This window comes from Arcicella sp. (genome assembly GCF_964672035.1).
Genome location: NZ_CBABQS010000053.1, coordinates 13,153 through 34,698, shown reverse-complemented (window position 1 = coordinate 34,698; position 21,546 = coordinate 13,153). Strand labels below are relative to the sequence as shown.

General features: G+C 35.9%; 12 protein-coding genes. All 12 read left to right on the top strand.

Features of this window, described 5'->3' with window-relative positions; all coding sequences use genetic code 11:
- Positions 1 to 457 precede the first annotated feature (457 nt).
- The 12 genes from AC1W31_RS14090 to AC1W31_RS14035 all read left to right on the top strand — a co-directional run bounded on the left by AC1W31_RS14090 (position 458) and on the right by AC1W31_RS14035 (position 21,522).
- Entirely contained in the window at positions 458 to 1,087 is a 630-nt protein-coding gene (locus AC1W31_RS14090) for an RNA polymerase sigma factor (RefSeq protein WP_481735106.1), read from the top strand.
- A 3-nt stretch (positions 1,088 to 1,090) separates the two neighbouring features.
- Positions 1,091 to 2,155, top strand: coding sequence for a FecR family protein (locus AC1W31_RS14085; protein WP_481735105.1), 1,065 nt, complete (start codon positions 1,091 to 1,093; stop codon positions 2,153 to 2,155).
- 178 nt (positions 2,156 to 2,333) lie between these two features.
- A complete protein-coding gene (locus tag AC1W31_RS14080) occupies positions 2,334 to 5,873 on the top strand; it encodes a TonB-dependent receptor (RefSeq protein ID WP_481735104.1) in 3,540 nt (1,179 codons plus the stop codon).
- 19 nt (positions 5,874 to 5,892) lie between these two features.
- Positions 5,893 to 7,434, top strand: a complete 1,542-nt coding sequence (locus AC1W31_RS14075; RefSeq protein ID WP_481735103.1) for a RagB/SusD family nutrient uptake outer membrane protein — start codon at positions 5,893 to 5,895, stop codon at positions 7,432 to 7,434.
- A 205-nt stretch (positions 7,435 to 7,639) separates the two neighbouring features.
- Positions 7,640 to 9,241, top strand: a complete 1,602-nt coding sequence (locus AC1W31_RS14070) for a sulfatase (RefSeq protein ID WP_481735102.1) — start codon at positions 7,640 to 7,642, stop codon at positions 9,239 to 9,241.
- A gap of 38 nt (positions 9,242 to 9,279) precedes the next feature.
- Positions 9,280 to 10,962, top strand: a complete 1,683-nt coding sequence (locus AC1W31_RS14065; protein WP_481735101.1) for a chondroitinase-B domain-containing protein — start codon at positions 9,280 to 9,282, stop codon at positions 10,960 to 10,962.
- Positions 10,963 to 10,968: 6 nt separating this feature from the next.
- A complete protein-coding gene (locus tag AC1W31_RS14060) occupies positions 10,969 to 12,423 on the top strand; it encodes a polysaccharide lyase 6 family protein (RefSeq protein ID WP_481735100.1) in 1,455 nt (484 codons plus the stop codon).
- 5 nt (positions 12,424 to 12,428) lie between these two features.
- Complete coding sequence (locus tag AC1W31_RS14055) at positions 12,429 to 13,547, top strand: formylglycine-generating enzyme family protein (protein ID WP_481735099.1); 1,119 nt, start codon at positions 12,429 to 12,431, stop codon at positions 13,545 to 13,547.
- A gap of 16 nt (positions 13,548 to 13,563) precedes the next feature.
- The gene (locus AC1W31_RS14050; protein ID WP_481735098.1) at positions 13,564 to 15,279 is read left to right on the top strand and encodes an arylsulfatase; all 1,716 of its coding nucleotides are present in this window, start codon (positions 13,564 to 13,566) and stop codon (positions 15,277 to 15,279) included.
- Between the two features lie 27 nt (positions 15,280 to 15,306).
- The gene (locus tag AC1W31_RS14045; protein WP_481735097.1) at positions 15,307 to 17,568 is read left to right on the top strand and encodes a polysaccharide lyase 6 family protein; all 2,262 of its coding nucleotides are present in this window, start codon (positions 15,307 to 15,309) and stop codon (positions 17,566 to 17,568) included.
- Positions 17,569 to 17,581: 13 nt separating this feature from the next.
- On the top strand, positions 17,582 to 19,042 hold the full coding sequence (locus AC1W31_RS14040) for a sulfatase family protein (RefSeq protein WP_481735096.1): 1,461 nt from the start codon (positions 17,582 to 17,584) through the stop codon (positions 19,040 to 19,042).
- Between the two features lie 26 nt (positions 19,043 to 19,068).
- Entirely contained in the window at positions 19,069 to 21,522 is a 2,454-nt protein-coding gene (locus AC1W31_RS14035) for a glycoside hydrolase family 2 TIM barrel-domain containing protein (RefSeq protein ID WP_481735095.1), read from the top strand.
- Positions 21,523 to 21,546 lie beyond the last annotated feature (24 nt).

The following is a 21,546-nucleotide window of genomic DNA, read 5'->3' as shown; positions in this document are numbered from 1 at the left end:
AAAGGGTTGGAAAATTTAGGGATTCGAGCGTTTTTAGATACAATTTTGAAGAATAAAGTTCTTACGATCGCTCAAACGTGATTTTATCTGAGTTGATAAATTCCACGGAAGTCGTGGTGAAACTCGCACTTTTCTTTAGTTGCAACCACTAATCCCAAAAGTCTTTGAGATTTCATCAACATTTTTACCAGAATTCAGCATCCTGAGTATCTCTTCTTTGAAATCAGGCTCGTAATGTGCGTGCGATTTCTTGGTTTTTTTACGTCCATTTTCTGCATTTTCTATGCAAAAAAGTGTGCCGTTTTTTTGAACCACCTCAGAGCATGGGTGTAAAGTTTTTTAGTTGCACACAAAAAAATCCTGAAAAAAATATTTTTTTCAGGATTTTTTATTCCTACATGTCTCTTACAGTTAAATGCAAGTAAAGTTTAATTTTAACATTAAATAATACAAAAATTTGAATATCGAAGAACACAAAGATAATAAAACAAATAGGTACGAGAAGGACAACCATCTTGAAATTCATATTTGGGATGCCTTCAAATCAGGCGATAGACTTGCTTTTGAACAATTATTAAACAACTATTATCCAAAATTATTAAATTATGGAGCTCGATTAGTAAGTAATCGTGATTTTGCACAGGATTGTCTCCAAGATTTATTTATTGACTTATGGAACCGTCGTGAGAATCTTAATTTACCACAATCCATACACGCATACCTTGCCACTTCTTACAGGAGACGTCTCTTTCAAGAAAAAGAGCGAAGCTTCTGGAATAAAAAAGTGTCAGACCTTGAGGATGACTATGAGATTGAAGTGCAGTTTAACATTGAGTCATATTTAATTCATAACGAAATAGAACATGAGACACTTTTGAAATTGAAACACCATCTAAGTACCCTTACCAAGCGACAAAGAGAGGTATTATATCTTAGATTTTTTCAAGAATTAGAATACGATCAGATTTCAGAAATCATGTCAATCAACCAACATTCAGCGATCAATTTAGTGTACGAAGCCTTAAAATTTTTACGTAAAAACTGGGTGATGATTATCTGTCTTTCATTTTTAGAAATGATAAAATAAGCTATGAATAAATTTGAAAATTATCAAGTAGAGGATTTTATACAAGACGTTTTTTTTAGAAAATGGGTTTTGGGGAAATTATCCAAAGAAAATCATTTTTGGGAAAATTGGTTGAATAAATTTCCAGAAAAAAGAACTCTTGTAGAAGAGGCCAAATCATTGGTGGTTGCTTCTCAAATAGTAGATATTGAAATTCCTAAACAAATGGTAGATCAAGGTATTCAAAATATTTTAATGAATACGATGTCCCCAAAGTATATGATTAGAAAAATCAGTTGGTTGAAAATGGCAGCCATATTTTTTTTGGTTATGTCAATTAGCATCTTTGTAGGGAATAGGATAAACTTTTGGAAAAAAGATTTATCAAAAAATCTCCATTCTAAGCCTACCGAAACTCAAAATAACGGAAATCAGCCCTTAGTTCTACAATTGAGTGATGGTAGTACAGTTACCTTAAAAAAAGGGAGTAACCTAATGATAGCTTCTGATTTTGGGCTACAGAATAGAACTGTTTATCTAACAGGCGAAGCATTTTTTGAGGTCAAGAAGGATTCAAAACACCCATTTTTAGTGTATGCAGGAGGTATTGTTACAAAAGTATTAGGAACCAGCTTCAACATTCGAGCATATAAAAGTGAATCAAAAACTTTAGTAGCCGTTAGGACAGGCAGGGTAACAGTCTATCAACAAAAAAGAACAGGCACATCAAATGAATCTCATCCTGAACAAATGCTGATAACTCCAAATCAACAAATAGTTTTTGAGAAAAAGATAGAAAAGTTGCTTAAAACTTTAGTACCAAGACCAGTACTTCTCTACAATAATCCGAGTATCGAAAAAATTAATTATGATGAAATACCCATTTCAAAAGTTTTGATTGAACTCGAACAGGCATACGGAGTTAAAATTGTTTTTGATAATGATTTACTGGCAAAGTGTAACTTAACCGCTGTTTTTAACGAAAGTCAATCACTATATGATAAAATCGGGATTCTATGCGAAACGATTCATGCTCGTTATGAAATAGTGGATGGTCAAATAGTAATTTACGCAGCTGGTTGTAGGTAATAAAATATCTTAAATACCAAAACCAGTGATTAGAATTAGTGTGCTACTCTCAAACTTTTAGTGGATATTTTAAACCAATCTGAATCTGGCTGACCATTAACTAATGGCGATATTCAATGAGGTTTTATCCCAATGTTTTATTATTGCGTATTTTAAACTATCCAAAACAGTCTAAAAAATGAAAAGAAAACTACTAATCAACAATTTTTTCTTGAAATTTATGAGTGTATCCCTCTCTCAGTTATTTCTTGTAATGTTTTGCGTTGGCATGGTTTCAGCGAAGGGTATAAATGCTCAGGATTTACTCGAAAAACGAATTTCGATTCGGTTGCAAGATAAGTCTGTCAAGACTATTCTTACGCAAATTGAAGCTGAAACGGATCTAAAATTTGTCTATAGTTCCACCGCAATCGAAGTTCAACAAAGAGCGACCATAAACATGCAAAATAAGCCTTTAAAAGATGTTTTAGACGCTTTTTTAACGCCGTTACAGATTAATTATAGACTATCTGGTAGTACCATAATACTTAACAGAAATCAAGTGATAGAAAGTGTTAATGGAAAAAAGTCTATTACCCTCCAAAACGAGTCAGAACTGGCTGATATTGTCATTAAGGGTAAAATAACAGATGCTGAAAATAGCGAACCAATCCCAGGAGTAAACGTTTCGGTAAAAGGTACCACCCGTGGAACGTCGACAAACAACAAAGGTGAATATACAATTGCCGTTCCAGATTCAAAATCAACTTTACTTTTTAGTTTTGTTGGCTACACCGTGCAAGAAATGCAGGTAGGTAATAAAACCACGATCAATATTTCCTTAAAAAATGACCTTAAAGCATTAGACGAAGTCGTTGTAGTGGGCTATGGCACACAAAAGAAAGGCGATATCACTGGAGCAGTTTCAAAGTATAAAAATGATAAACTTGACGAAGCGCCAGTTTCCAACCTTGACCAAGCACTTCAAGGCAAAATTGCAGGTGTTCAGATTCAAAATACATCTCCTAATGCAGGTTCAACGCCAACGATTAGAATACGGGGTTTAAGCTCTGTTAATGCAGGAGCTAATCCATTGGTGGTAGTAGATGGTCACCCTGTTCCAGATGGTTTGTCATTCGTAAATATGTCGGATGTGGAGTCTGTTGAAGTTTTAAAAGATGCAGCATCAGCAGCCATCTACGGTTCTCGTGGAGCGAGTGGAGTTATTCTTATTACTACAAAAAGTGGTAGTTCTGTAAAACCAAAATATAGTTTTAAGTATTCCACGGGTATTAAATCTGCATACAAAGTGTACCCTATTATGACTACATCACAGTATGTGAAGCGTCTTTTTGATGAGGCAGCCATTAGGGCTACAGACCCTGCCATTGCTGCAAAAGACCTCATAATTGGTGATATAGATAGAGCAGCTTATGTGATTGAAAATACTTTGACGGGAGGAGCAACTGATTGGCAGAAAGCAGCTCTCCGAGATGCCAATGTTAAAAATATTCAATTAGGTGTTTCGGGAGGAACTAAAGATTTACAATATTATATTTCTGGTGGTTATCAAAATGATCAAGGCATGACCTTTCATAGTGAATATGAGAAAATTAATATGTTGGCAAAAATTGATGCCAAATTGAGTAATCGGGTAAAAATCTCATTTAATATAAATCCTTCAGTAACCAAGCGAGAAACACCTTCATCAGATTTTCAAGATTTTGCTCGGTGGCGGTCATTTCATCCAATATATTTAAATGAACAAACTGCTGAATTTGTAAGAGGTAATCCCCTTTACCCAACTGTAAAAGCAGGTGATTATGCTCAAGCTCGATATTTTAGTGGAAGGCAATATTCTGGACTGATGCCTGATGGTAGCACTTGGACCAGTGCATCAACAGTTGACCCTTTTGCTACAAATAATCAACAGCCAAAATCTGTATTGGAAACAAGGTCAATTAGTTCAGATAATTATAGAGTTATGGCTTCAGGTGATATGACCGTAAATATCTTGCCTGGGCTTGATTTTAAAACACTTGCAAGTGGCTATGTGAGTTTAACAAAAGGACTTGATTTCTCAAAAAGAGATAATAATAAAGCTGGAGATGTAAACAAAGGAGTTTATACCACTCAACTATATGTTGACTTGTTATCTGAAAATACGTTCAATTACAAAAAACAATTAAAAGACCACTCTGTTGGTGTTTTGGCTGGCTTTACCGCTCAAACCACCAATGTTACAAATGAAAAAATAACTGGTTTAGACTATCCGAGTGATGACATTACTACACTAAATACTGCATTATCAATAGATAAGGCTAATTCATTTAATAACAGAAATAGCATAGGTTTGCTTTCATATTTGGGTCGACTGACCTACGGCTACAAGAGCAAATACCTAATGTCCGCAAGTTTTCGAGCCGATGGTAGCTCATATTTTGCACTTGGGAAAAAGTGGGGATATTTCCCATCACTTTCAGTCGGTTGGGTTGCAAGTGAAGAAAGTTTTCTTAAAAATATTAATTGGTTAGGCCAATTAAAGTTTAGAGGGAGCTATGGCGTTACGGGAAATAATAGAATCGTTGACTTTGCATTCGTTGATTTACTCTATAACGCTAATTACCCTTTGGGGACTGGCAACGGAACCACAACAGTAGGTCAAGTTCCATCCTTAGATATATTATCAAACCCAAACATTACATGGGAACAAACCAATCAATTTAACGCTGGATTAGATATTGCGCTATTCAAAAATGCGGTTACAATTGCACTGGACGTTTACCAATCAAGAACCGATAGATTGTTATTAAGACAGGCAGCTTTAGGGTTTACTGGTGTACCCCAAACCTGGAATAATGTAGGTAGTCTTCAAAATAGTGGCGTTGAGTTTGAAATTACGAGTAATAACTTGAAAACTAAAGACTTCAAGTGGACAACTTCTGCTAACATTTCACATAATGAAAACAAAGTACTTGAGCTTGGAGCTGAGTCCCAACTTTTAAATCAAGGAGAACGAACTGAATTATACATGAACAAAGTTGGTGCGCCACTTGTACAATTCTATGGCTATAAAACAAATGGTGTTTGGATATCGCAAGCAGAAATTGAAGCGGCAAAACTTACAAGTTCTTTGAGTAGTATTTTTGCACCTGGCGGATTGAAAGTAGTTGATATAAATGGTGATGGCAAATTGGATGCAAATGACAGGACAGTCATTGGAAATCCTTACCCCGATTTTATTTGGGGTATAACAAATACCTTAAAATACAGAGGCTTTGACCTCAACTTTATGGTTCAGGGTTCACAGGGAGGGCAATTAATAAATGGAGACCCTAACTATGCTGAAATTAAAAGAAGTGGTTTAAATTATAATACCGCTAATAAATGGCTTAGCCCACTGAACCCCGGTGATGGTAAAACTCCATATTATACTACAGGATTTAACTGGATGTTAACAGATTACGTGGTTGAAGATGCCTCCTATTATGCTCTTAGAGAATTAGGAATGGGTTATATGCTTCCATCAAAATGGATAAAAGCCGCTAAGCTAAGTGGTGTTCGTTTTTATTTCACTGCTCAAAATTTATTTTTTCATACAGCAGCTAATTATAGAGGGCTTAATCCAGAAGCAAGATTTTCAATTGGCCCTTATAACACGCCTCTCGTGGATGGTTATCAAAGAGGTGCTTATCCAATGAATAAGACATTTAGAATTGGCGTTGATTTGAATTTTTAACTATTTGAATTACAAAAAAATGAAATACATAAAATATACAATAATAATAATTTGTTTAGGGTTATTCGCTTGTGAAAAGGTTATAGACCTTTACCCACAATCCAACTTAAACACTGGTACATACTATTCTAACTTGACCGAATTAAAGGCAGGTCTAACGGGATGTTATAATGGACTTCAAAGTCCAATGACTTATGAATGGGAACTCACCGAATTAAGAAGTGATAATGCAAAGCAAGGGAGTCCAGGTAGCCAAAGTTCACCGAATAGAGATTTGAGTGACTTGGATATGTACATTCCAGGAACCATACATGGAGATATGTATTCATACTGGCTTGCAACGTATAATAACATACGAAATGCAAATATCATCTTGGAGCGACTTGGTGTTGTTTATAATCCTACAGCGGGAACCATTACTTTAAACAAGATTAATATTCCCATTTCAGATGCAGACCGCCAACAACTTGCAGGTGAAGCACTTTTTATTAGGGGATATCACTATTTTAATTTGGTTCGCCTTTTTGGTGGTGTTTTCCTTATCCATACACCTGTTTCTGCTGCTGAAGCAAAAACCATTAATCGTTCGTCAGTTACAGATATTTATAAATTGATAGAAGTTGATTTGAAATCATCAAGCTCTTATTTAAGTCCATTGAAGTTAAGTCAGATTGTTACTTCCGATTTAGGCAGAGCTACAAGTTGGGCTTCTAAGGCTTTGTTATCAAAGGTGTATTTAACATTAAATAGAAAATCCGAAGCTACGATATTATTACAAGATGTGGTAGCCAATAGTGGATATTCTTTATTAAAAAACTATGCAGATGTCTTTTCAATTACAAATGAAATGAACTCTGAAATCCTGTTTACAGTTCGTTACAAGGCAGGTGGGTTAGGTTTAGGCTCGAGATTTGGCAATGATTTCGGTCCACTAAGCAGTGGATCTTCCGTAATCAATGGCTCTGGACTTGGTTTAAATGCGCCAACCTTTGAGTTAGACTCAGCTTTTAATGCCAAGGATTTACGCAAAGCCGTGGCTATAAGTAGCTTTGGAACCGGAACTGCTACAAGAAAATATGTAAAAAAATACTTAACACAAGTAGTTTTGGCAAATGATGGGGAGAGTGACTGGCCCATCTTACGCTATGCAGACGTATTATTAATGTTAGCTGAAGCACAAGGAAATTCTTCAGCAAGTATTGATTTAATTAACCAAGTGAGAACACGAGCCGGATTGACAGCCTACGCACCCCCGCTAACAACGGCTCAATTTGAACTGGCTTTATCAAATGAAAGACGATTTGAATTTGTGTTTGAAAATCAGCGATTCTTTGATTTAGTTCGCTTTAATACAACCCTTTTAACTGTAAAAGCTGACCAAGTTCTCAAAAATAATTTTGCTAAAGAATATGCGAGTCATTATGCCTTATACCCTGCACCAGTATTAACGCTTGCACAATTACAAGGCAATGTATCACCAGAGAGACTTTTGTTACCAATTCCTCAACACGAAATTGATACAAACCCCAATTTAACTATTCCACAAAATCCTGGATATTAATAGAAATTAGAGCTATAGTTGCTGTTTTATTTGAATTAAAGATATATTTTTTGGTTAGATATTCGCAATAAATAAATTTTGACACTATAAAATGTAACTTATTCATATTCTGATCCGTACAAGTATTTATATAAGAAAAGCACATGCACGTTAATGATTTAATATCCAATAATTTTTTTAAAAAGTGAATTTTATAAATCAAGTGATGATAAGAAATACAATTATATATTTAGGCTTAATTCTTGTACTAAACACAAGTCTTTTTGCCCAACAAAAAAACAAGAGCAATGTGCTTTTTATTGCAGTTGATGATTTTAAGCCAATCGCAGGTTGTTATGGAAATACGCAAATAAAGACTCCAAATATTGACCGTCTGGCAAAAATGGGAACTGTTTTTATGAGCAATTATTGTCAGCAAGCGGTTTGTGGTCCTACACGTGCGAGTTTGATGACAGGTAAACGACCCGATTACACCAAGATTTGGGACTTAAAAACCCAAATGCGGGACATCAACCCCGACATTTTTACACTTCCTCAATATCTCATTACACAAGGTTATGCTACTTCGGGGGTGGGTAAAATTTTCCATCCTTCAAGTGCTATAAAGAAAGTAGATCCTGTGTCGTGGAGTGTGCCTTACCTTACGGAGTCTGCAAGTGACTACGCCAATGGTTTGGGCAAACCCGCCAACAGCCAATACCAAAAGGCTGAAACAAAGGCTATATTCGATAAAAAAGCTCAAATACAAAAAAATGATGATGGAGATGATGAAAATCCGACCAGTAGAAAAGGCCCTTCATCTGAAAATATTGATGTACCAGACAATGCTTATGATGATGGGGTAGATGCAATTTTGGCAAAACAACAATTGATAAAATTTTCAAAAAACACGCAACCTTACTTTATGGCCGTTGGTTTTCATAAACCACATTTACCATTTGTTGCCCCTAAAAAATACTGGGATTTGTACAAAGATGCAGATATGCCTTTGGCTAATTTTCAGGAACATTCAAAAAATGGCGTTGAAATCGCCTATCATCGCTCGGGAGAACTAAGAAATTATACAGATATTCCAGCCTTTGCTACTTACAATGAAGAGGGCGGTCTTCATGTAAATCTCAAAGAAGAAAAGCAAAAGGAGCTAATTCATGGCTATTATGCCGCAGTTTCGTATATGGATGCTCAAGTGGGAATTCTTTTGAATACTCTTGACTCTTTGGGTACTTTAAACAATACCGTTGTTGTGCTGTGGGGTGACCACGGTTGGCATTTAGGCGACCATGATTTATGGGAAAAACACACCAATTTTGAGCAAGCCACCAGAGCACCTCTCATTATTGCCGCACCAGGAATAAAACCAGGCAAAACAAATTCTCAGACTGAGCATTTAGATATTTTTCCAACGATATGTGATTTGGCAGGTACGCCAATTCCTCCTTTTTTAGATGGTAAAAGTTTAAAGCCAATTTTGGTAAATAATAAAGCGAAAGTGAAAGAGTTTTCGATAAGTCAATATCCTCGAAAATTGAAAAAAGAAGAGCAGAAAAATTTGGGCTATGCCACGAATAAATTGATGGGCTATGCCATGCGAACTGAAAAATATAGGTACGTGATTTGGATGAGTGATTTTACCAGCAAAGAGCCATTTTCACCTCAAAAAGTGTATGCTTCCGAACTCTACGATTACGAAAAAGATCCATTAGAGAAAGTAAACGTTGTGAAGGATAAAAAATATGCTATCATTGAAAAAGATTTGAATATTAAAATGTTAGCTTTCTTCAAAAATCAAGAAAAAAAGGATTTGTAATATTGTTTCAATCGAGAATTCAAAGAAGGGGAAAGAAAATGAAAAAAAGATGTTTTTTGTACATAAGTTTTGGACTAACATTTCTAAACTTATTATCCATTTCTTCTTACGGTACAACCATTAATGTTAGCTCAATTCCAGCACTTCAAACTGCTATTAACAATGCTGTGGCTGGTGATATTTTGGTACTCGCAGATGGAACTTACTTAAACAACGTCTTAAATATCGGCAAAGGTAATATAACAATAAAAGCAGCAAGTTTAGGAGGAGTATTTCTGAACGGCACAAATGATATAAATATCACCGGTAATTATGTTACGTTTAGTGGTTTTCAATTTACTGCTGGCGATATTGGTTTGAGTTACCTAATCGAAATGTCGGGTAGCAATAATAGTCTGACTCATTTAAATTTTAACGGATATTACGCCAAAAAATACATTGAAATCAAGGGCGGTACACAATTTAATGAAATATCCTATTGTAATATAGAAAAGAAACCCTTGAAAGCTGAGCTTGGTTGTACCATTCAGATTTCTACTTCACCAACAATTCCTGGCTATCATAAAATCAGGTATTGCTCTTTTCAAAATTTTGAGGGAATTGGTGGAGATAATGGAAACGAGCCAATCCGTATTGGCTTAGGAGTAGAAGCACTTAATGCATCTCGAACGGTTGTTGAGTATTGCTATTTTTATAATACTGGATTGGGCGATAGTGAGAGTGTGTCAGTAAAAAGCCAAGAAAATACCATTCGTTTTTGCACTTTTACCAATCAGCAAAATGCGATGTTAGTTTTCAGAAATGGGGATAATAATGCCGCTTATGGCAATTTCTTTATAGATGCTGGTGGTATAAGAGTAAAAGAAGCAAACAACATTTTTTGTTATAATAACTATTTTGAAAATGCTGGTACTGGTAACTCTGCCGATGCGATAACGTATGATTTTGTTAGCCCGAATTTAAAAAATATCAATTTTATACATAATACTTTTGTGAATTGTGGGAACATAAATTTAGGAGGAAAAGGAGCTACAAATAATACTTGGGCAAATAATATTTTCAAAAAAAGCACAGGAAATGTTTTCACTAATGCCAATGCAGGAACTACTTGGGTAGGAAATATATATTTGGGTAGTTTGGGAATTTCAATAGCGTCAGGGATGACTAATATTGACCCAAAACTTGAAAAAAATAGCGATGGCTATCAAGGAATTTCGTCTGGAAGCCCTGCGATTGATGCTTCAAGTTCTAATTATCCAGCTATTATTCATCTAAATAATATTGATGACGACCCTAATATCCTAATGGATATAAGTGGACAACCAAGACCTGCAATTCTAACGCTTAAAGACGTGGGATGCGACGAATTTACAACGGGTAATATCACAAACCGCCCACTAAAATTGACCGATGTCGGTCCGTTGTATTTAAATAAACCAGTTGTTTTGGGCATTGTACAAAATAGTGAGCAAAACAGTATGACTATCGTTTTTCCAAACCCAGCCACTAATACTTTACAATTAAAATTAGAGATACCAGTTGAGGCTGTAAAAGGTTTTGATATTTATAGTATGAATGGCATCCTTTTAAAAACAGTTTCAAACTTCGAGAACCAAGAATTTAATCACGTGGATGTTTCAGATTTATCTGATGGCGTTTATTTAGTGAATATCAAAACGTTAAAATTCACAAAAACCATAAAAATAGTGATACAGCACTAAAACTGAATGAACAAAACCCTCTCAATACTTACTTTACTATTTCTTTGTTTGCAAGCAAATGCTAACGAATTCATAGTAAACAACTTAAATGAATTCGAACAGGCTTTGTCAAAGTCAAAAGCGGGTGATGTTATTGTTTGGAAAGATGGCAACTATGAGGACATTAAAATTAATTTTAAAGGAAATGGCTCATCTGAAAAACCAATTATCTTGAAAGCTCAGACGGCGGGAAAAGTTACATTTTCAGGCAATTCTCAGATACTTTTAAGTGGCAATTATTTACAAGTTGAAGGTTTTTTGTTTGAAGGAAAATGCACATTAGCAGACAAGGAACACGTTATTAGTTTTGCCATCGGAAGTCAAGAAGCTCATCACGCTAAAATCTCAAATTGTGCTATCATCAATTATACTCACGCTGAATCAACAGGGAAAAGCAATTATTATGTCAATTTAGTAGGGACATATAATGAAGTTGAGCATTGTTATTTTGTAGGCAAAACCAATAAAGGTCCAACGCTTGTAGTAGAATACAAGCAAGAAAAAGGGTACGTTCCAGGCTCTGATGTAGCCCCTTCAGCATATCATCATATTCATCATAATTATTTTGGTTATCGTACTTTTTCAGAAAACGGTGGTGAACAAATTAGAGTGGGTACCAGTACAACCTCTTTTTCGCACGGATTTAATATCATTGAATACAACTATTTTGAAGACGAACGCATTGAAGCAGAAGTAGTTAGTAACAAAAGCTGGGATAATATTTATCGCTTCAATACTTTCAATGGGAATGACGGTGGAATGGTAATTCGCCATGGGCAAAAGTGTTTTGTTTACGGTAATTACATCATCGGTAAGGCAGGCAGAAAAGAAAGTGCAGGATTGAGAGTCATCAATCCGAACAATACTTTTTTTAATAATTACGTAGAGAATCTTGAAGGTGGCGATAAAGAAATGAAATCACCAATAACAGTAATGTCTGGTTTAGAAGGCTCTGCTTTGAACGAATATTATCCGGCCGATAATGCAATTGTGGCTTATAATACGATCGTTAACTCGGTAGGTGCGGCCATAAAAATTGGTGTAGGAAATAAAAATAAAGGCAAACCATTGGTTCCACCTAAAAATGTTTTGTTGGTTGGTAATACCGTCGTAAATACCGTCGGAAAACACATTGAACCTATTATAATTGAAGACCCAAAATCGACTTATATTTTAACTGATAACTTTTATACCAATGGAGTGACATCAGAAAAAGGTTTTTTACAAATTAAAACAAAAGATTTGGTTTTAAAAGATGGTTTTTACTTTGAAAAACAACTTGCCAATAAATCTGTAATCGACGCTATCAACCAACGCCTTGTCCTTCATCAAATCAAACTTTCAGAAAAAGAAATCATGGTATTTGATGTTTCAAAAATTGTGAGTAAGAAAGATGTTGGCGTTAGTTGGATTAAAAAATAAAGAAGATGAAAAACTTAAAATGGGTTTTATTAATAGTAGCAATAACAAGTGTAGCGGCTTTTTCTTATTACCAATATAATAAAAAGAAGAAAGCGGAAGCCATGACTTGTTGTACTTCAAAAATACCAAGTCGATTTGTTACAAAAAATAGTAGTGTAGATTCTACCATTAAAAAAAAATTCCAAAAACATCAAGGAATGGTATGGATAGAAGGCGGAATTTTTGAAATGGGGGCTGATAATGAGCAAGGTAGAAGAGATGAATTACCTAAGCACCAAGTAAAACTCAATGGATTTTACATGGATGTAACCGAAGTAACCAATGAACAATTTGCAGCATTTGTAAAAGCCACAGGTTACATGACCACTGCCGAAAAAGATGTAAACTGGGACGAAATCAAAGCCACTTTACCACCAGGTACCCCAAAGCCAAAGCCAGAAATGCTCAAAGCGGCATCATTGGTTTTTGTACCTACGCAAGGTGAAGTAAACTTGCAAGATTATAGCCAATGGTGGCAATGGACGCATGGTGCAGACTGGAAACACCCAAAAGGACTAAACAGTAACATTAAAGGCAAAGAGAATTTTCCCGTAGTACACATTAGTTGGGATGATGCCAACGCCTACTGCAAATGGGCTGGTAAACGATTACCCACGGAAGCAGAATGGGAATTTGCCGCCAGAGGAAATCTCAAAAATAATATCTATGCTTGGGGAAATGAAAATATAGAACAAGGCAAAAATAAATGTAATTATTGGCAAGGTGGTTTTCCGTATAAAAATGACACAAAAGATGGTTTTTACGGAGCCTCGCCCGTAAAAACCTTTGCCGCAAATGGCTACGGTTTGTACGATATGGCAGGTAATGTTTGGGAATGGTGTGCTGACTTATATCGCCACGATTATTATGAGCAGATGGCAAATATCAAAGTGATTGAAAGTCCCAAAGGACCCAAAAGCAGCTACGACCCCGACGAACCAACTGTACCTAAAAGAACCATGCGTGGCGGCTCATTTCTCTGTAATGAATCTTATTGTAGTGGTTATAGAGTAGCAGCCAGAATGAAAAGTTCACCCGATTCAGGCATGGAACATTTGGGTTTTAGATGTGTAGCAGATAAATAATTTTAATTTCTTTACGATGACTAATTTCAAAATAAACCCTAATAAATTCTTCATTTTCTTCGTCCAAACATACTTTTTGTTTGGATATTCAGCCATAAATGCTCAAACCAAGAAGCCAAATGTCATGGTAATTCTTACTGATGACATGGGCTACTCTGACATTGGTTGTTTTGGCTCAGAAATTAGAACACCAAATATTGACCGATTGGCAGCAAATGGCTTACGATTTACAAGTTTTTATAATACAGCTCGTTGCAGTCCTACCCGTGCTTCTTTACTCACGGGTTTGTATCCGCATCAAGCGGGCATGGGGCATCTTTCTACGGAGAGCTATACTGAAGAAGGCTATACGGACAATTTGAGTAAAAATGCTGTTACCATGGCTGAGCTTTTCAAAAAAGCTGGCTATGCAACCTATATGACAGGTAAATGGCACATAGCCAAAGACATGAAACCGAATGGTGATAAAAGTAATTGGCCTTTGCAACGTGGTTTTCAGCGTTATTTCGGTACACTCAACGGCTCAGGCAGTTATTACGACCCTGGCACTTTGATTAGCAATAATACATTCGTTGCTCCGTACAAAGACTTCTATTATACCCGAGCTATCACTGATACAACCGTAAAATTCATTCAAGAACATCCAAAACAGCAACCTTTTTTCTTTTATGTTGCTTACACGGCTGCTCATTGGCCACTTCATGCCCCAGAAAACGATGTAAAAAAATACAAAGGCGTTTATGATAAAGGTTGGGATGTGATGCGAGAGCAAAGATTCAACAAACTCAAAAAATTAGGAATCATCAGCGATAAATGTGTGCTAACCGACCGTGGTGTTGACGTACCTGCTTGGAAAGATGAACCACTAAAAGATTGGCAGGTAAAGCGGATGGAAGTATATGCAGCAATGGTGGATATTATGGATGAAGGCATAGGTAAAATAATTACCGCTCTCGAAAAGAAGGGTGAATTAGAAAATACAATCATTTTTTACATGCACGACAACGGCGGTTGTGCCGAACCTGTTGAGACAGACAAACCTGCAATACCGCTAACCGAACTACAAAAAGTATTGAAGCCAATGCCACAAGAGGCCATTTTCTTAGATAAAAAACCTGAATATACCCGTGATGGAAGATTCGTTCAAAGTGGTAGAGGTGTAATGCCTGGGGATGCTAATTCGTGGTCAACTTATGGTGAAGAGTGGGCAAATGTGAGTAATACACCTTTTAGAAGCTACAAGCAATATACCCATGAGGGCGGCATAGCCTCGCCTTTGATAGTTCATTGGCCCAAAGGTATTGCGGCAAAAGGACAATTAAGAACTCAGCCTTCTCATTTGATTGACATCATGGCTACTTGTTTGGCAATCACAGCTTTAGCATATCCAAAGCAATTTAATGGATATGAAATTCAAGCATTAGAAGGAAAAAATCTTGTACCAGCATTTACAAACAAGCCCATAGCCCGAGATTTTATTTTTTGGGAACATTCTGCCAATCGTGCAATCAGAATAGGCGATTGGAAATTGGTTTCAAGAACTGGAAAACAAAAGACCTTTGGTGAGGCTGATGAAAATAAATGGGAATTATACGACTTGAAAAATGACCCAACAGAGAGAATCAATTTAGCCACAAAATACCCAGACAAAACAAAAGAAATGGCTCAAAAGTGGGAAGCCGAAGCCATCAGAACCAAAGCTAAACCATGGCCGTGGAAACCAGCCAAATAAATTGTTTGAATTTAAATAAGCCAAAACATGAAATTATTGATTTTTAACCTTTTGATATTTATTTCTTTTAGCTCATTGTCGAAAAACTTTGAAGTTAAGAATCTACCTGAATTGCAAAAAGTAAACGATCTTGCTCAACCTGGCGATGTAATAATCTTAAAGAATGGCGAATGGAAAGATGTGATGATTAGCCTTACGTGCAACGGAACCGAGAAAATGCCAATAATTTTCAAAGCTGAAATAGCAGGAAAAGTAATGATTACCGGTAAGTCTAAATTAAATTTTGGAGGTAATTTTATTGTCGTAGATGGTCTATTGTTTAAAAATGGTTTTGCCAATGATGATGTAATTAGTTTCAGATTAGACGAAAAACACGTCGCCAATCATTGCAGAGTTACCAATACTGTGATTGACGATTTTAATAATTCAAATAGGCTAAAAGACAATTATTGGGTGGCTTTTTATGGCAAAAATAACCGTGTTGACCATTGTGGTTTTTATAATAAAAAGAATATTGGTGTATTGGTTGCGGTTATGTTAGAGGGTAAAATAAACCAAGACAACTTTCACCAAATTGACCATAATTATTTTGGGACACGTATCCCATTAGCTTCTAATGCTGGTGAAATTATCCGAATAGGTGTTTCTGAAACCTGTGAATTCAACTCAAATACCCAAATCACCGATAATTTCTTTGAGCATTGTGATGGAGAGGCTGAAATCATATCCATCAAATCTTGCCAAAATGTCGTTCGAAATAATCTTTTTAAAGAATGCCAAGGAAGTGTGGTTTTTCGTCATGGAAATTTCAATACAGTCGAAAACAATGTGTTTTTGGGTAATAATAAGGAAGGTACTGGTGGGGTGCGTTTGATAAATAAAGGCCAAATGGTGGTCAATAATTACTTTTATAAATGTCGTGGCGTAGGTTTTCGCTCACCTTTAACATTAATGAATGGGGTACCAAACTCGCCCGCCATTAGATATGTTTCCGTTTCAAATGCGGTGATTTCTAATAATACTTTCAATGATTGCTCGCCAATAAGTTTTTGCGAAGGCAGCGATGCCGAGCGAAGCGAAACACCAAGTAAAGTACAGTTTGTCAATAATATTTTTTATAGTACAAAAGACACGCTTTTATACTATCAATTTGATGATATCAAGGGAATAAGCTTTGCCAGTAATTTAGTAAGTAATACAATCAAACAACTACTTTCAGATGGATTTTTCAAAACTACCTTAAATCCAAATGCAACGAATCCATTTGAAATAAATGGGAATATCAAAAAGGGTATTATGCTCAACGATTCTATTCAAAAAGCAGGTATTTCGAGATTATCTTACGGATTTTCCACCAAAAATGGGTATTCAGATTTGAATAGATTAAAAGCGACTGAGGCAAATGCAACCACTCTTTGTGGAGCAAAATGGTATAAACCAATCAAAATTGAACAGAAACAAGTAAAGGCCAATTGCAAAAATGTTGCTGAATTAACAGAACAGTTAGCAAAAAATAAAGACTCAAAATTGATTATTAACTTAACATCTAATGAATACAATTTTACCAAACCAATCACTATTTCGGGTGACGTAATTATTAGTTCTTCCAAGAAAACGCCGACAAAATTCAATTTAAACGATTTGAAATCAACCTATTGTTTTCTAATCATGGCGGGTAAATCTTTGACAATCAATAATTTGAAGATTAAATTTTCAAATCTAATTCCTAAAAGTTTCATTATTTCGGATACAACCGCCAATCCAAATCATAGTAGTTTTTCCATTCGGAATAGTGAGGTTGAGCATCTAAATGGTGACTTTATTAAAGCATCCAAATCAAGTGTTTTAGATAGTGTGGTAGTTTCAAACTGCCAGTTTAGTAACCTTATTGGAACTGTCTTTAACTTCAATTCAGAAATGGATAAAAAAGGCTATTATAATGTTGAAAAATTAAGCGTAATTAAAAATATTTTTGCAAACAATAAAGGGGAAATCCTGAGTATCATAAGAAGCGGCAAAGATGAAAGTACAATGGGGCCTTGGTTGATATTAACCGAAAATAAAATTTCAAATTGTGAAACAGTAAAAGAAGAACCACTTTTCTTCATCAGCGGAATCAATCGAAGTTTTACGGACAATAATATTTTCAAGGAATGTAATACGAATAAAAAACTATTCTTTTTTGAAGATACCGTAAAGGCTACCCATATTTTTAGCAATAATAAAGTCTTAAATTCTGGTGAGGTGGTTATTGACAAATATGTAACGTTAGAAAACAATTCAAATTAAATTCATGAATAAAATGTACAAGAAATTAACCTTATTGCTAAGTGTAGTAGCTATTTCCATTTTGATGGCATCTTATATTCAGTCTTCAAAAAAATCGGATGATGATTTACAAAAAAAGCCTGACATCCTTTTCTTCATCGCTGATGATATGACTTCTGTGGATTGCGAACCTTACGGAAGCCCTGATGTAAAAACGCCTAATTTGGCAAAGTTAGCCCAAGAAGGTTTGTGTTTCGACAATATGAATAATGCGACCGCTATGTGTGGACCGACTCGTCAGAGTTTATACACCGGTGTGTTTCCCGTAAAAAATGGTAGTTATCCAAACCACGCCAAAGTATATGACGGCGTAATCAGCGTTTTTACCCACTTCAAAAAAATGGGTTATCGGGTAGCTTTGATTGGCAAAAGGCATACGGCCCCACTTTCATCTTTCCCATTTGAATACCTCGGTGGCAGAGACAGCGACAACGGTGAAGGGCAAGACATAAATTTGGCCGATGCCGAAGCATGGATAAATAAAGATAAAACCAAACCTTATTTATTGGTAGTTGCAACGAACCAACCCCATGGACCTTGGACTCGTGGAAATCCTGCCCAATACGATGCCAAAAAACTAAAAATTGCTCCTTACATGGTAGATACCAAAGAGACAAGAAAAGAATTGGTAAAATACTATGCCGAAATCACTTATGCCGATAGTCTCGTGGGTAATTGTATGAAAATTGTTGACAATCAACCCAAAAAAGATAATACCATTTTTATGTTTGCCAGCGAACATGGCACATCATTACCTTTTGGAAAATGGACTTGTTATAATATGGGTCTGAAAGCAGCATTCATTGCACGTTGGCCAAAGGCAATTAAACCCTCAACTCGTACTACTATTCTTTCGCAATACATTGATGTAGTCCCAACCCTTTACGAAGCAGCAGGAGGTGACCCACTTACACTTAGAGCCAACAAAGAAGGTTCTATGACCCTTGATGGGAAAAGTTTTTATGCCACTTTGTTAGGCAAAAATACCGAAATTAGAAAGTATGTATATGGCGTCCATACTACACGAGGTATCAATAATGGCTCAGAAAATTATCCCGTTCGTTCTATACAAGACCACGATTATAAATTGCTTTGGAATCTCAACTACAAAGAGTCTTTTTATTGCTCTGCATCAAAGCCAGGCAACAAATTGTATGAGGGCTGGTTGGAAGAAACTAAAAATAACAAGAAAGAAAGTGACCACGCCAATTTATACAGAAACCGACCAGAATTTGAACTCTATAACATTAAAAATGATAAGTATGAGTTGAATAATTTGGCAAACGACCCCAAACTAAAAGTTATCCATGATAATTTATTTGCTGAATTAAAATCTTGGATGACTCAACAAGGCGATTTGGGTATTCCAACAGAAATGAAAGCACTTACCAGATTTAAGGGTGATACATTGCATTGGAAGATGGCAAAAGATTGATTTTTTAAAATTTCACAAAAAACTAAATGACTCGGGCTTTTAAATTAATATTTCTTTTTACAATTGGGTTTATCAACCTTGTTTTTGCACAAAATTCTAATCGTTTGACCAACGATTGGGAGTATATTCAAGCAACTCAAGGCGGCATTTTGGAAGTCTGGCGTGAAGCTCAATACCAAATTAGGCCTTGGCAAAAAGTAACATTACCACATTGTTTCAATGCCCTTGATGCCGTTGATGCTCGAACAATTTATTATCAGGGGGAAGGCTGGTATCGTAAAATGCTTACAGTTGAAAATCCGTATAAAAACGGCCGTACTTTATTGCATTTTGAAGGTGCTGGACAAAAAACAAAAGTGTTTTTGGGTAATCAAGAAGTAGGAAAACATGTGGGCGGTTATGACGAATTTACGGTTGATTTAACCAAATCAATCAGTGATTTTCCAAAACAAGTATTTTTTAAAAAACAAAATGGGAAGAGATTTCCGCTTGCGATTGCTTGCGACAATGGTCGGGATTTAGAAATGATTCCGTCCAATCTGAGCGATTTTAATGTATATGGTGGCTTGTATCGTTATGTGAATCTGGTCTATGTCCCGCAAATTTCAATTAAGCATTTGAAAGTGGATAATAGTGTGGATGCACAAGGCCAGAAAGGAACGATTACAATTAATGCCAAACTCTATAATCCAGAGGGTATCAAAACCAAATTGAATTTTAAAGTTCAACTTTTTGACCCGGTAGGAAGAGAGGTTTTTACTGAAACTATTTCATCTCAAAGTGATTTGTCAATTATAAAATTGTCAACAAAAACACTTGAAAATCCAATTCTTTGGCATACGGATAATCCGAAATTATATCACGTAAAAGTTTTGCTTCAATCTGATGCGGGCGAAATGCAGGTTGATGAAAAAATTGGGTTTAGGAATTTTGACTTTCAAGAAAAAGGACCGTTTTTTTTAAATGGCAAACGACTTTTATTGAAAGGTACGCACCGACATGAAGACCATGCAAATGTAGCTGCCGCCATGACGGAAGATATGATGCGTGAAGAGATGATAATGATAAAAGAAATGGGTGTAAATTTCATCCGTTTGGGTCATTATCAGCAATCACGTCATATCCTTAATCTTTGCGACTCCTTGGGACTTTTGGTTTGGGAAGAAATTCCTTGGTGCCGAGGTGGTGTTGGCGGCGAAGTCTATAAAAATCAAGCCTGTAGCATGATGACCAATATGATTGAACAACATTATAATCATCCATCAGTAATACTTTGGGGTTTGGGAAATGAAAATGATTGGGAAGGTGATTTTGAAACTTATAGTAAAGATTCGATTAGAACGTTTATGAGTGAGCTGAATGATGTGGCTCATAAACTCGACCCGTCTCGACTCACTTCTATTCGTCGTTGTGGTTTTTGTGCTGACATACCTGATGTTTACTCGCCTTCAATTTGGGCAGGCTGGTACAGAGGCTTATTCACCGAATATAAAAAAATATCTGAGGAAGAAATGAAGAAAGTAAAACGCTTTATTCATGTGGAATGGGGAGGAGATAACCACGTGGGGAGATACAGCGATGAGTCCTTGGGTAGTATTAAAAACATTCCAACAGATAGTGGGGGCGATGAGCGTACGGGTGATTATTTACACGTTGGGGGTACGCCAAGAGTTTCAAAAGATGGCGATTGGTCGGAGTCTTATTTCTGTGATTTGGTAGATTGGCATTTGAAAGAACAAGAGACTATGCCCTGGCTAACAGGAACCGCTCAATGGGTTTTTAAAGATTTTTCTACCCCACTCCGTCCCGAAAACCCCATTCCTTATGTCAATCAAAAAGGAATTGTAGAACGAGATTTGAGTAAAAAAGAAGGCTATTATGTTTTTCAATCGTTTTGGGCGATGAAACCAATGGTTCATATTTTTGGCCAAAAATGGGACGTAAGAACAGGCAAAAAAGGAGAGAATAAGTTAGTGAAAATTTATTCAAACTGCCCTGAAGTTGAATTATTTCTTAATGGTAAATCAGTTGGGATTAAAAAAAGAAATAGTCAAGATTACCCAGCGGCAGGGCTACGTTGGAACTTAGTTTTCAAAGAAGGTGAAAATAGGCTAAAAGCCATCGCAAAAAATGGTAATGGGCTTTTTGTTGATGAAAAATCATTTGATTATTCTTCAACGGTTTGGGGAAAGCCAAATAATCTTAAACTATTCACAGAAAAAAGAGACGGTGATTTGTTGACAATGAATGTTAAACTATTTGACGATAAGGGTAATCAATGCCATGATTGCAATCAAATGATTGAATTTGGATTAGCTGGTGATGGCTCATTGATACAAAACCAAGGAACATCGACAGGCTCAAGTACTATTCAGCTTTCAAATGGAAGGGCATTTTTTACAGTCCAATTAAACAAAGGTACATCGGTAGTATGTGCAAAATCGAAGGATATTAAAAGTGTATTTTTAGAAGTTAAATAATGCACCAACTCCAACATTACTTAA